General features: G+C 53.5%; 12 protein-coding genes. All 12 read left to right on the plus strand.

All coding sequences use genetic code 11. The annotated features are described in order from the left end of the window. The first annotated feature begins 5 nt into the window (after nucleotides 1-5). The 12 genes from MHH78_RS11030 (at nucleotide 6) to MHH78_RS11085 (ending at nucleotide 12,755) form a co-directional block, all read left to right on the plus strand. The gene (locus MHH78_RS11030; protein WP_341167419.1) at nucleotides 6-1,430 is read left to right on the plus strand and encodes a CDP-glycerol glycerophosphotransferase family protein; all 1,425 of its coding nucleotides are present in this window, start codon (nucleotides 6-8) and stop codon (nucleotides 1,428-1,430) included. A 17-nt stretch (nucleotides 1,431-1,447) separates the two neighbouring features. Then, nucleotides 1,448-2,452, plus strand: coding sequence for an SDR family NAD(P)-dependent oxidoreductase (locus tag MHH78_RS11035; protein ID WP_341167420.1), 1,005 nt, complete (start codon nucleotides 1,448-1,450; stop codon nucleotides 2,450-2,452). Nucleotides 2,453-2,463: 11 nt separating this feature from the next. Then, the gene (locus tag MHH78_RS11040; RefSeq protein WP_341167421.1) at nucleotides 2,464-3,429 is read left to right on the plus strand and encodes an NAD-dependent epimerase/dehydratase family protein; all 966 of its coding nucleotides are present in this window, start codon (nucleotides 2,464-2,466) and stop codon (nucleotides 3,427-3,429) included. After that, nucleotides 3,426-4,625 (plus strand): UDP-4-amino-4,6-dideoxy-N-acetyl-beta-L-altrosamine transaminase, encoded by a 1,200-nt coding sequence (gene pseC, locus MHH78_RS11045; protein WP_076075949.1) that lies wholly within the window; start codon nucleotides 3,426-3,428, stop codon nucleotides 4,623-4,625. Before MHH78_RS11040 ends, pseC begins: the two co-directional genes overlap by 4 nt. Nucleotides 4,626-4,642: 17 nt before the next feature. Continuing rightward, nucleotides 4,643-6,412, plus strand: coding sequence for an N-acetylneuraminate synthase family protein (locus tag MHH78_RS11050; protein WP_341167422.1), 1,770 nt, complete (start codon nucleotides 4,643-4,645; stop codon nucleotides 6,410-6,412). A 20-nt stretch (nucleotides 6,413-6,432) separates the two neighbouring features. Continuing rightward, nucleotides 6,433-7,347 (plus strand): aldo/keto reductase, encoded by a 915-nt coding sequence (locus tag MHH78_RS11055; protein ID WP_341167423.1) that lies wholly within the window; start codon nucleotides 6,433-6,435, stop codon nucleotides 7,345-7,347. A gap of 4 nt (nucleotides 7,348-7,351) precedes the next feature. Continuing rightward, complete coding sequence (locus MHH78_RS11060) at nucleotides 7,352-8,146, plus strand: SDR family NAD(P)-dependent oxidoreductase (RefSeq protein WP_341167424.1); 795 nt, start codon at nucleotides 7,352-7,354, stop codon at nucleotides 8,144-8,146. Continuing rightward, nucleotides 8,140-9,258 carry a UDP-2,4-diacetamido-2,4,6-trideoxy-beta-L-altropyranose hydrolase gene (gene pseG, locus MHH78_RS11065; protein ID WP_341167425.1) on the plus strand — a complete coding sequence of 373 codons (1,119 nt, stop codon included), beginning with the start codon at nucleotides 8,140-8,142 and terminating at the stop codon, nucleotides 9,256-9,258. The genes MHH78_RS11060 and pseG overlap by 7 nt, the downstream gene beginning before the upstream one ends. Further along, nucleotides 9,230-9,802: a UDP-4-amino-4,6-dideoxy-N-acetyl-beta-L-altrosamine N-acetyltransferase gene (gene pseH / locus MHH78_RS11070; protein ID WP_341167426.1), complete on the plus strand. Its 573-nt coding sequence runs from the start codon at nucleotides 9,230-9,232 to the stop codon at nucleotides 9,800-9,802. Before pseG ends, pseH begins: the two co-directional genes overlap by 29 nt. After that, the gene (pseI, locus tag MHH78_RS11075) at nucleotides 9,780-10,832 is read left to right on the plus strand and encodes a pseudaminic acid synthase (protein WP_341167427.1); all 1,053 of its coding nucleotides are present in this window, start codon (nucleotides 9,780-9,782) and stop codon (nucleotides 10,830-10,832) included. The genes pseH and pseI overlap by 23 nt, the downstream gene beginning before the upstream one ends. Before the next feature lie 733 nt (nucleotides 10,833-11,565). Next, nucleotides 11,566-11,883, plus strand: a complete 318-nt coding sequence (locus tag MHH78_RS11080) for a transposase (RefSeq protein WP_076086950.1) — start codon at nucleotides 11,566-11,568, stop codon at nucleotides 11,881-11,883. An 11-nt stretch (nucleotides 11,884-11,894) separates the two neighbouring features. Next, a complete protein-coding gene (locus MHH78_RS11085; RefSeq protein ID WP_340827831.1) occupies nucleotides 11,895-12,755 on the plus strand; it encodes an IS3 family transposase in 861 nt (286 codons plus the stop codon). The last annotated feature ends 512 nt before the right edge of the window (nucleotides 12,756-13,267 follow it).

Consider the following 13,267-nt stretch of genomic DNA (forward strand, 5'->3'; position numbering starts at 1 on the left):
ACGGATTGTCTATCTATCTGTCCAATTACTGGTCGCTCTACAGTGAATTTATCCATGCTGCACAGGAGCTGAAGTACAGGAATATCCCTCTGGCCCTGATGACGAACTTCTATCAGCAAATCAATGATGAGCTCAGAAGCGAGATGGGGAGCAGTGATTTTAAGCTGAAGCTGGAGCATTCCGGTATTGATGAGCAGCACCAGATTCAGCCTTTCTTTGAAAAGAGGCTTGCGCCGCTCTATCAGCCCGTAAAGTCCAATCTGAACGGAAAAATACTGATTAATCTGGACTATATCAGAATGTCGGAGCGAACGATCAGTGAGCATTTCAGCGGAGATTCGGCCATGATTCTATCCCGCTCCAGAGCGGATGAGCTATTTGGCATTCCCAATGTATACAGCCTGGGCTACAAGCAGGACACCAAAGCTGCGGCGGAAGAGCTGGTCCAGCGGGCGGCAGACCTCTTCGCTAAGGCCGAAGGACATCCTGCGTTCAGCAATGAATTCTTCACCCAGACCTTCCTAAGCCGGATTCCTACCATTGTAGATACCATTGAAATGGTGTTTAATCTCTACAATGACCTGCCGGTAGCCGCTGTAATGGTAGGTACGACAGAAGATGTTGCCAGCCGGACACTTGCTGTCGTTGCAGGGATTAAGGGGATTCCCAGCGTATGTCTGCAGCACGGAATCCTGATGGGGGAAGAGGCGTTTATCCCTGTTTTCTCCAGCCATGTTGGAATCTATGGGCAATACGAACACGACTGGTATACGAGAAGAGGGCTTGAAGCGGAGCGAATTGTGATCACCGGCCACCCTCGTTATGATGATATCTTTACGGCACCGCATACCCCCAAAGATTCGTTCCGGGAGACCTACCAGCTTGATCCTCATAAAGTCACCTTACTAATCGCTACCGGACCAACGCTCGATGAATACAAGATCCGCACCCTGCTTACCCAGTTGGCCTCACATCCGCAATTCCAGTTGATTATTAAGCCCCATCCCTGGGAGCTGTCCAAGAAGCTGATCTCGCTGTATACCGAGTATGAAGAAGAATATAGCAATGTTCATGTGGTTACCGACCGAAAGGCTGATACCCGTGAGCTGATTATGAAATCGGACGCCGTGGTCGCCACCCTCTCCACGGTTGCCCTCGAAGGCCTTTTGTTCGATAAGCCCGTATTTGTCTACAAATTCATTCAGGCCAACCGTGAATATGATTACTATGATGCCCTTGATCCCTATATTCAAAAAGAGCCGGCTGATCTGACCCGAATGGTGGCCCATTATTTCTCCAGCAATAAAGAGAAAGTAAACTACAAGGCTGTGAAGGATAAGTTCTTGCAGCAATCCTATCAGATTTCTGACTCCGGCAAAGCGCTTGCGGATCTCATGGACCGTCTGATCCACGGAAGCGAGAAGCGATGAAGCGGGAGGTGGAGAGTATGTTCTTCCGGAACAAGAAAATTCTGGTCATTGGCGGAACCGGCACCATCGGGAAAAGCATTGTGAGGCTTATCGCAGAGCAGGAGCCTGAAGTCATCCGGATTCTCAGCAGAGATGAATATAAACAATTTGAGCTGCAGAATGAACTGAACGGAAATCCAAGGCTGCGCTACCTGATTGGCGATGTTCGTAATTATGACCGTGTGCTGGCTGCGATGGAGGGGATAGATTATGTTTTCCATACCGCAGCTATGAAGCATGTATCCTTCTGTGAATATAACCCGTTCGAGGCTGTACTTACGAATATTATCGGCACTCATAACGTGATTCAGGCAGCGAAGCAGCAGAAGGTACGCAAGGTCGTTTTTACAAGCACAGATAAGGCCATTTCGCCGACCAACAACTACGGGGCCACCAAGCTGTCTGCTGAGAAGCTGATTTCCTCTGCCGTCACCTCGGGAGCCCCTGGCCAAACGGTGTTCTGCACTGTGCGGTTCGGGAATGTGATGGGCTCCAGAGGGTCTGTCATTCCCTTGTTTGTGAAGCAGGCGAGAGAAGGCAGAGCGATCACCGTAACAGATCTGTCCATGACAAGGTTCATGATGACCCTGGAGCAGGCGACCCGACTCACCGTTCAGTCCCTGCAGCTGGCGAAGGGTGGTGAGACTTTTATTCTGAAGATGCCGGTGATCAGGCTGAAGGATCTGGCTGAAGTTGTAGCCGAAGAGGCGCCGAAGAAATACGGGACCCGCCCGTCTGCGGTGAAGATTCTGGAGATTGGCCTAAAGCCGGGTGAGAAGAGGTACGAAGAGCTGATGACCCATGAGGAATCCTTAAGCGCTTATGAATTAAAAGATGTATATATTGTCCCTTCCCCCTATGCTGCACCGCAGTCCTACCGGGAAGCAGTCAGGCCGAAGCCGGGTACCTATAGCTCCGAAGGAGAGATCCCGCTGACCAAGGAGCAGGTAAGGAAGCTGGCATTGGAACAAAATCTAATCTAGTGGAGGCTACTATGAATATACTCGTAACCGGAGGTACAGGGTTCATTGGCAGATGGGTCGTAGGGCGTTTGTTAAAGGATGGACAAAGTGTCTGGGTGATCGATAATCTGGCGAACTCATCCCTGGATAATCTGAAAGAGTATGAAGATAGCGAGTATCTGCAGAAGGTACAGATCATGGACCTCAAGGACAGAGAAGCCTTGAAGGAGCTTTTCCGGGAGCATACTTTCGACCTGTGTTACCATCTGGCAGCAAGTATCAATGTGCAAGACAGCATAGATGATCCTGAGACCACGTTCAACAATGATACACTGGCCACCTTCTATCTGCTGGAGGAATGCCGCAAGCAGCAGGTGAAGATGGTCTTCATGAGTACCTGCATGGTCTACGCCAGAGCTACGGATGAGCAGGGAATTGACGAGCAATCTCCCATTAAGCCAGCCTCCCCCTATGCCGGTGCGAAGATTGCTGCGGAGAATATGGTGCTATCCTATTACTATGCTTATGATCTGCCGGTGGTCGTTGTAAGACCGTTCAACACCTATGGTCCCTATCAGAAAACCGGCGGCGAAGGCGGCGTCGTGGCGATCTTCATTCACAGCAAATTAAAGGGCGAGCCGCTGAATATCTACGGAGACGGCACCCAATCACGGGATCTATTATACGTGGGGGACTGTGCAGATTTCGTGGTGGAGGCGGGCTACAGCGACAAGCTGCATGGAGAAATTGTCAATGCAGGCACGGGTGAGGATATCACCGTCAATCAATTGGCCGAGCTTATTGCAGACGGGCAGGCCCCCATCCATCACGTTCCGCATATTCACCCGCAGAGTGAGATCCAGAAGCTGTTATGCAATTACAACAAGGCGGAGAAGCAATTGTCCTGGACGCCTAAGGTTACCATTCAAGAGGGCATCCGGCGGACAGAGCAATGGATTCTTGAGACCTTTCACCGAAAGGAGCCGAACCAGTCATGAGAAAAAGCAAACTGGCCATTGACGGCGGGAAGCCTGTACGTGCCCACTACTTGCCGTATGGGAGACAGATGATCGATGACGAGGATATTGAGTCCGTGGTCAAGGTGCTGCAAAGTGATTACTTGACCAGCGGGCCGGCCATTGAGCAATTCGAAGCAGAGATTGCAGCGTTTACAGGGGCGAAATATGCGGTGGCTTTCTCCAGCGGAACAGCAGCGTTGCATGGAGCTTGTTATGCCGCCGGGATCGGTGAAGGGGATGAGGTGATTACAACACCGATGACGTTTGCCGCCACGGCGAACTGTGTGCTGTATCAGGGGGGCGTACCGGTATTCGCCGATATCGATCCGCGGACGTATAACCTTGATCCGCAGCGAATCAGAGAGAGAATTACGGCCAGAACAAAAGCGATTATTCCCGTCCACTTCACCGGCCAGCCGGCACAGCTTGATGAGATCCTGCAGATTGCCCGGGAGCATAATCTGATCGTGATCGAAGATGCCGCCCATGCGCTTGGTGCAAGATATAAGGGGAGAAGCATCGGGGCCATCGGGGACATGACCATGTTCAGCTTCCATCCTGTAAAGCATATAACAACGGGAGAAGGCGGAATGATTACGACCAATAACCCGGTGTATTATGAGAAGCTGCTGCAGTTCCGCACCCACGGCATCACCAGGGATGAGCGCAAGTTAAGGGAGAACCACGGACCCTGGTATTATGAGATGCAATTCCTCGGGTACAACTACCGGATTACAGATATACAGACCTCACTCGGCATCTCCCAGCTGCGCAGAATCGGAAGCTTCATTGAGAAGCGCAAGCAGCTTGCAGCCTTGTATCTGCAAGAGTTGAGCGGGACTGAAGAGCTTATTCTGCCGCATCAGCTTCCGGAGGCGGAGTCGAGCTGGCACCTGTTCATTGTCAGACTTCAGCTATCGAAGCTGAAGGCCACCCGCAAGACGGTCTTTCAGGCGCTGCAAAAGGAGAACATCGGAGTAAACGTCCACTATATCCCCGCCTATCTCCATCCGTACTACGAAAGCTTGGGGTTCCGCAAGGGAATCTGTCCGGTTGCTGAAAGCTGCTACGAGGAATTCATTACGCTGCCGTTATATGCGGGCATGGACTCCGAAGATGTGATGGATGTGGTCGCCGCGGTCAAGAAGGTGATCCGCCACTATTCCAAATCGTGAAGAAGGGAGTGAGCCAGGTGGCCAAGGCAAAAGTGATTGCCGAGATTGCCAATGCCCATATGGGCGACCCCGGCCGGCTGCGGGAGCTGGTCCTCGCAGCCGCACGCAGCGGCGCTGACGGGGTGAAATTTCAATGGTTCCATTACGACAGCCTAGCGGTGCCGGATTTCATCCATTATCAGACGTATATCGATTTGTTCATCAGCAAGCAGCAATGGGCGGAGGCGGTACAGCTTGCCAAGGATGCGGGGTTGGAGGTCTGGGTAGATCTCTATGATGAATGGGGGGCCGGGCTGCTTACGGAGCTTGAATCCCAGGTAGACGGCTTGAAATTACCGACAACCGTCTTACAGTCGCTCCCCTTGACTCTAGCCCTGCACAGGTTCGATAAGCTCTTACTTATCGGTGTAAGCGGCTGGCTGGAGGAAGAGATGGATTCCCAATTATCCTACATCCGGAGTCATTTTAAAGGCCCAATCGTGCTGATGCACGGCTTCCAGGGCTATCCGACCCGGACGGAGGATTCCAATCTGAGCCGGATCGCCCATATTAAGCAAACCTATCAGCTGGAGGTGGGCTTCGCGGACCATGAGGATGCCGATCATGAAATGGCGATTGATCTTCCAGTCTATGCCTATCTGCTGGGGGCCAGTGTCATTGAGAAGCATATCACCCTGAACCGTGCGGAGAAGGGCATTGACTATTATTCCGCGCTGGAGCCGGAGGAATTCGGGCGGATGGTGGATAAGCTGCGCCGGGCAGAGTGTGTACAGGGCAGTCTCGAAATTAAGGAATCGGAAAGAAGGTACCTGGAGGATTCCTCTCTGAAGATCGTCTCCCGTACGGAGCTGCGCCCGGGTGAAATGATCACGCCTGCGAATATATGCTATAAGCGTTCCTCTATGCCAGATGCCCTCATGGCGCGCAATGCTTCGGTGCAATTCCCTATGATTGCAACGGCAGCAATACCAGCGAACACACCCATCACGCCCGGGAAGGTAAAAACACCCAAAATCTGCATCGCCGTCATCTGTAGATTGAAATCCACCCGGCTCCGCCGCAAGGCGCTGCGCGAGATTCACGGCATTCCAGCCATCGAGAGATGCCTGATGAATTGTCTGGCTGTGCCGGGCGGCTATGAGGTGGTGCTGGCCACCTCGGATCTGCCGGACGACCAGCCCCTTACGGCGTTCACCCTGAACCATCAGGTGAAGGTGGTAACCGGCGACCCGGACAATGTGGCTGCCAGAATGCTGAGCGTGGCTGAAGCGGCCCAGGCAGATATCGTAGTCCGGGTCACCGGCGACAATCCGGCTATTTCCCCGGAGATGCTTCAGCTTCTGATAGACCGGCATCTGGCAAGCGGTGCAGACTTTACCTACGCCAAGGAGTCGACCATGGGAACGGTGGGGGATGTGTTTACCGTTGAAGCGCTGAGAAGGCTGCTGCACTATTCCCATCCGCTTACGCATGCGGAGTATCTGTCCTTTTACTTTTTCAACAATCCGACGCTCTTCAAGATCAATGCTGTGGATCTTCCTGCAGAGTGGGTGCATCCCGAGTGGCGGTTAACCATGGATGAGATTCAGGATCTGGAGCTGTTCGAGGCGGTCTATCAGGCACTGGATGTGGGTGCAAGACCGCTATTCTTCGAAGAATTGAAGGCATTCCTGCAGGACCATCCCGAGGTGGCTGAGCGCAACCGGGGCATTCAGGTGAAATGGCGGGATGATACAGATCTGGTCAAGGAGCTGAATGAAGCAACCACCCTGAAGAAGAGACCATAACGTTAGCGAGGCTTCGGAAGATGATGAATAAAGCCAGGCTTGTGCTGGGTACAGCCCAGTTAGGCGGAAATTACGGGATTGCGAATACAGCTGTCAATTTCTCTGTGCAACAGAGGAATGAGCTGCTCCAATATGCCCTCTCCTCGGGGATCGGTTATTTGGATACCGCACCGGGATACGGGGACAGCGAGTCTATCATCGGAGATTGCCTGGAAGGTGCAGAGCCGCAGATCCGGCCGCAGATCGTGACGAAGCTCCCTTCCGTCCAGCGGTTAGGACTGCACATGGAGGAAGCGCGGAGGAGGTTCGTCACCTCTTCCGTCCGTTCTTCTCTGAACCGGCTGAAGTGCTCTGCGCTGGATGTCTGTCTCTTGCATGATCCGCTGGATCTGACTTACCAGGGCGGTGAAATTCTGCGAATGCTGCAGGAGCTGAAGCAGCAGCAGCTGATCCGTAGAATCGGCGTATCCGTGTATGATGCGGAGGATATTGCGAATTTTATGCGCGAGGAAGACCTGGACAGCATTCAAATTCCGCTGAATGTGCTGGACCAGAGATGGATAACGAATGGAATGCTGGAGCGGCTCGCCCGGAAGGGCACAGAAATCTTCGTCCGCAGTGTCTATCTGCAAGGCCTGCTGCTGATGGCACCGGAGCAGCTTCCGGCGGGGCTGAAGCAAGCGGAGCAGCCGTTGTTACGATTAATCAGGTACAGCGAGGAAACCGGGATACCGGTTAAAGAGCTGTGCTTCCTCTATGTGAGGGATCTTCCGGGGATATCAGGGCTGGTGATTGGTTGCGAGACGGTGGAACAGGTGCAGGAGAACCTGCGGATGATGGCATTGCCCCCTCTAAGCCGGGCAGTGAGGCAGAAGCTCGGTGAATCCTTTACGGATATTCCTGTAGAGATCATTGACCCCAGGAGGTGGAAGTAACCGGATGCGTACTCTTCAAGAATTATTCAATCTGCAAGGCCGGACAGCGGTTGTGACCGGAGGTGCTGGTTATCTGGGCACAGCTATAGCAGAGGGGCTGGCTGAGGCTGGCGCGTCAGTCTATCTGGTAAGCTCAAGTGGTCAGCGCTGCAAGGAGACCGCTGAGGCGATCACCCGCACCACCGGAGCAGCCTGCTTCGGCAAGGCAATGGATATCCGGGATGAAGCATCAGTCAGAGCATGTATTCAGAGCATCGCCGAAGCGGCCGGAAGCATCGATATCCTGGTGAATAATGCCGCGTTCAGCTCAGCCGCCAAGCTGGCCGTCATGAGTGAAGAACAGTGGCTGGCCGGGCTGGACGGGACGATCAACGGAACCTTCAGATGTGTCAAGTCCGTCCTGCCCTATATGGTTGAACAAAAGAGAGGCTCCATCATTAACGTCTCCTCGATGTATGGGCTGGTCTCGCCGAACCCTGAGGTCTACGGAGACAGCGGGATGGATAATCCCGCCAATTACGGAGCCGGTAAAGCGGCGATTGGCCAGTTTACCCGTTACATTGCCTGCCACTTCGGGCAACATGGAATCAGAGCGAATACGGTATCGCCTGGGCCTTTTCCGAATGCAGCGGTTCAAGCCGATCCGCAGTTCATCCGGCAGCTGGAGAGGAAGAATCCGCTGGGCAGGATCGGCACTCCTGAAGATTTGAAGGGAGTCATGGTATTCCTGGCTTCTGCCGCTTCAAGCTATGTTACAGGTGAGAATATCTCTGTTGACGGAGGCTGGACCGCATGGTAAGCACAGCAGCTAAGCAGATGAATATATGGATTCGCGCCGATTCCTCGTATTCTATGGGCACGGGCCATATTATGCGCTGCCTCACACTTGCAGGCGGACTTGCCGCCAGGGGCGGGCAGATCACCTTCATCTGCCGCGAGCTGCCGGGGAATCTGGCAGATTATATCAGGGGGCAGGACTATGCGGTGGAGCTGCTTCCGCCGCCGGATGATCCGTCGTACGCCGCATTCTGGCTTCAGGTGGATTGGCGGACCGATGCCCTGGAGACAGTGCAGCGGCTGGAGGGAACTGCTCCTGCAGATTGCCTCATTGTTGACCATTACGGGATTGATAAGCGGTGGGAAGCATGGGTGCAGGGGAAAGTGAAGAAGATCGTGGTCATCGACGATTTGGCGGACCGTCCGCATGAGTGTGATCTGCTGCTGGACCCCAATCCATCCGCTGCTCGGGACCGCTACCAGGGGCTGCTTCCCGCCTACTGCACGAAGTTGACAGGCACCTGCTATACGCTGCTGCGGCCAGAATTCCGCGAGGCTAAGCTGGGGCTGGCTGAACGGGACGGAGTCATCAACCGGGTTCTGGTGTTTTTTGGCGGCACAGATCCTACGGGTGAGACCCTCAAAGCCTTACAGGCCCTGCAAAGTCCTGCCTTCGCTAACCTGCAGCTGGATGTCGTAGTAGGCGGAATGAACTACCGTAAGGATGACATCGCAGCGTTATGTGACACGATGCCACAGGCCAGCTTCCATTGTCAGATTGATTACATGGCAGACTTGATGCAGAAGGCAGACCTCTCCATCGGAGCAGGCGGAAGTACGACCTGGGAGCGCTGTTACCTGGGCCTGCCTTCACTGTGTATTATTACGGCGGATAATCAGCGGGAGATCACGGCCTTGGTTCATGCGCAGGGGGCTGCACTTTGCCTGGGGAAGAGTAATGAGGTGACCGCTCAAGCCATTGAGCAGGGGCTTAAGGCTATGCTGGCCGACCGGTCCAAGGTACGGGCCATGTCTGAGCAGGCGCTCCGCCTGATGGGCGAGGATAAATGGAATGAGGTCATAGACAGGATTATGGGAGGGGACTATGGCAGACCTAAGGGACTACAGGCTTGAGAAGCTGGGGCAAGAGCATAGCCGGCTCATATGGGAATGGCGCAATGCGGATCATATCCGGCCCTATATGAATCATGACGGGATCATTGCGCTGGAAGAGCATCTTAACTGGATGCATGCTATAGAGGAGGATACCAGCCGGGTGGTCCGAATCTGTTACTATCTGGACACACCGGTAGGCTTCGTGCAGTTCTCACAGATCGACAGGGTCCATAAGACCTGTGAATGGGGCTTTTATATAGGGGACATGAGCTGTCCCCCCGGCTCCGGCACCATGATGGGAATCTTGGCGCTGGAGCATATTTTCCAGGTGGAGCAGCTAAGTAAGGTGTGCGCGCAAATCCTGGATTTCAATCAGCGGAGCTTGTCCTATCACCGCAAACTAGGCTTCATTGAGGAAGGCAGGCTAGGCAGGCAACGGATCAGAAATCATCAGCCAGTGGATGTGGTCTTGATGGCCCTGTTCCGGGAGCAATGGGAGAAGCATAGGCTACGGCTGACAGAGGAGGCAACGACAGGCCATGAAGGAAATAAAGATCGGTAACCGCACCATCGGCAGCGGGCATCCGCCTTTTGTGATCGCGGAGATGTCCGGTAATCATAATAAGTCCCTGGACCGCGCGCTCGACATCGTTAAGGCCGCCGCCCGGGCTGGCGCACATGCGTTCAAAATCCAGACCTATACGCCGGACACCATGACGCTTAATCTGCAGAATAAGGATTTCATGATTGGGGATTCGAATGGACTGTGGAAGGGAAAATCGCTGTATGAGTTGTATGCTGAGGCGTATACGCCCTGGGAGTGGCATGAGCCTATCTTTGCTTCGTGCAGGGCGCTCGGGATGATTCCGTTCAGCACCCCGTTCGATGAGTCCTCGCTCGAATTCCTGGAGACCCTCGGTGTCGACTGCTACAAGATTGCTTCCTTCGAAAATAATGATATTCCCTTATTGCGGAAGGTGGCCTCCAAAGGGAAGCCGATGATTATTTCCACCGGGATGGCCTCGCTTGGCGATATTGAACAGGCTGTCCACACCATTACCGGGGCAGGCTGCCAGGAATATATACTGCTCAAATGCACCAGCAGCTATCCGGCTTCGCCTGAGAATACCAACCTCAATACCATTCCGTATCTGCGCGACGTCTTCCGTGCTCAGGTGGGCTTGTCCGACCATACCCTGGGCGTAGGGGCCGCTGTAGCAAGCGTGGCGCTGGGCAGTACGGTGATCGAAAAGCATTTCACCCTGAACCGTGCGGAAGGCGGGGTGGATGCTGCATTCTCCCTGGAGCCGGCAGAATTCGCTTCCCTGGTCCGGGAGACAGATACGGCCTGGAGGGCGCTCGGCGGCGTCTCCATCGGGCCCACCCCCGAAGAAGAGAAATCCCTGCAATTCAGACGGTCTGTCTATACCTCCAAGGACATCAAGGCCGGAGACCTGCTCACTGCGGATAACATCAAAGTCATCCGTCCCGGCTACGGCCTCGCGCCCAAATATTATGAGCTGCTTCTCGGCAAACGCCTCAGAACCGATCTGCCCGTCGGTACCCCGCTGAGCTGGGACCTGCTGCTGTAATCCGCCTTGACAATTGGGGCGAAAACGTCTATAACTAGAACATATCTGTATCCATTGAATCCAAATTCGATGACGGGACAAGTACGATAAGGTAACGTTCTCCAGAGAGTCGGTGCTTGCTGCGAGCCGATCGTTCACGCCTTACCCGAAGATCCTCCCCTAGAAGCTAAGCTGAAGCGTGTATACGTGCGTAGGCTCCGCCGTCTGCCGGACGTTATCCCGGACCCGCAAGGTTGTCTATTGCCTGCGGACTGAGATTGTACTGAATCCACACCCCTAGGATGTGCGTGCAGTGCAGATTAGGGTGGTATCGCGAGCGCTGTCTCGCCCCTTTGGGGGCGGGGCGGCGCATTATTTTTTTTATCCCCCTAAATCCCCCTTCCAAGGGGGACCCCAAGGGCTGGCCACCCTCTGGACACCCGCAATAAGTGCTTATCGAGGTTGGAGAGGCGTCCGAGGAAGGGAAAAAATTTGTTCGGCGTAGGACCGGCCCTTCTTAGGCTGCCCTGACGGGAACGCCTGCGGGGCCTTAACAGCGCTCCGGGCGAGGGGCCAAGAGCCCCCGGCAAGAACCCCAGGCACAGCCCGGATGTTGTAACGGACTGAGGAGCTCTTATTCTGGAAGAAAAAGCTACCATTAGGGCAAGTAAAGGACCCCATGCAATTAGAATAAAAAGTGGACGCCACGTTAAGAGACACTGGATAATAGGCTTAACGAAGGAAGGTGTCCAATGTGGGGGAACGACGGCAACGATACAATGAAGAATTCAAGAAGCAGACGGTGAAATATGTGCAGGAGCAGACCAAGAGTATTGGGGATATCTGTGAGGAGCTGAATATCCCCAAGAGTACGATTCACCAATGGATCTCTCAGTACCGCCAATTCGACCAGGAGGCCATTCACCACCCGGAGAAAATGCGTCAGATCGAACAGACGCTTAAGGATGCCGAAGCGGAGAATCACCGCAAAGAACGTGAAATCGAGGACCTGAAAGAAGAGCTGGCCATTCTAAAAAAGGCGCTGCACATCTTCAGCAAAGAAAAGAACTAAGGTTCCAGTTTATCGAAGATCACCGCTCGGATTTTCGATTGGAGAAGATGTGCAAGGTCCTCAAGGTATCCCGAAGCGGGTACTACAAATGGCGTACGGCAGAGCAGCCGGTACGACTCGAGCGAAAAGAGAAGCTGATTCAGCGTATTCGGTGGTATCACCAGGATTCAGGGGGCACCTACGGCAGCCCAAGGATTCATCGGGAACTCCAAAGGGAGGGCTGGAAGGTCTCCGAGCGTACCGTCGGCCTCTTCATGCGCGAGCAAGGGATACGTTCGTGTATGGCCCGTAAATACCGGGTCACGACCACGGACTCGAATCACGATCTGCCGATTGCGCCCAATGAACTCCAGCAAGACTTTTCGGCCACAAGGCCAAATGAAAAATGGGTGGCCGATATTACGTACATTCCGTGTCGTCAAGGCAAACTCTATTTGGCGAGTATTCTGGACCTGTATACGAAACAGATTGTCGGGTGGAAGCTCAGTGACCGGATGACCACGGATCTGGTTCTAGGCGCCCTCCAGCAGGCCTACAAGGCGAAAAAGCCTGGGAAGGACCTGATACACCACTCCGACCGAGGATCTCAGTATGCCTCCAAGGACTACCGGAAACAGCTCCAAACCTATCGCATGAAAGCGAGTATGAGCCGCAGGGGCAACTGCTACGATAATGCTTGTATAGAAGCGTTCCACAGCATTCTGAAGCGCGAGTTGATCTACAGTCATCCGAAGTTTAAAACCAAGGAAGAGGCCTACCAAAAGCTATACTGGTATTTGGAGTTGTTTTACAACCGCAAGCGTTCCAACAGTACTCTGGGATACATGTCGCCAGTGCGTTTTGAGCAACTTTACTACCAGACAGTCGTTTAATTGGCGTCCACTTTATTGACAGAAGAGCACCACAGCCCGTATTACCGGAAATTTCGCTTCTAGATGGTTCTTAACAGGACAATAAGGTCGACTGGGTCCGTTAGCTCGCCAAAAGTGCTGTTTTCTTGAATATAACGGCTCTCCGGTCCGTTAGAACTGACCTACTCGGTTGGTGTGGCTACTTTTCATCCAACCTTCAGTGGGCCTGAGTTAAAGATTCATGCTGCATTAGTGCAGTTAAGGCCCCGCAGGCGTACCCGTAGGGCAGCCTAAGAAGGGCCGAGGACTCCGCCGAAGTAATCCTTCCCGTCCACTGACCCTGCTCTTCGCACGATGCACTTATTTCGGGTGTCCAGAGGGCAGCGCCCTTGGGACCCTCCCTTGGCGAAGGGAGGGTTTGGGAGGGATCGAAAAGCTTTAAAGAATTTAGTTTTTAAAAAAGAATTTAAGTTTCTAAAAAAACAGGCTCGGATGTAATCCGAATAAAGTTTAAGACTAAACGAAGGGATTGA

Source organism: Paenibacillus sp. FSL H3-0333 (assembly GCF_038002805.1).
Classification (GTDB): Bacteria; Bacillota; Bacilli; order Paenibacillales; family Paenibacillaceae; genus Paenibacillus_AQ; species Paenibacillus_AQ silagei.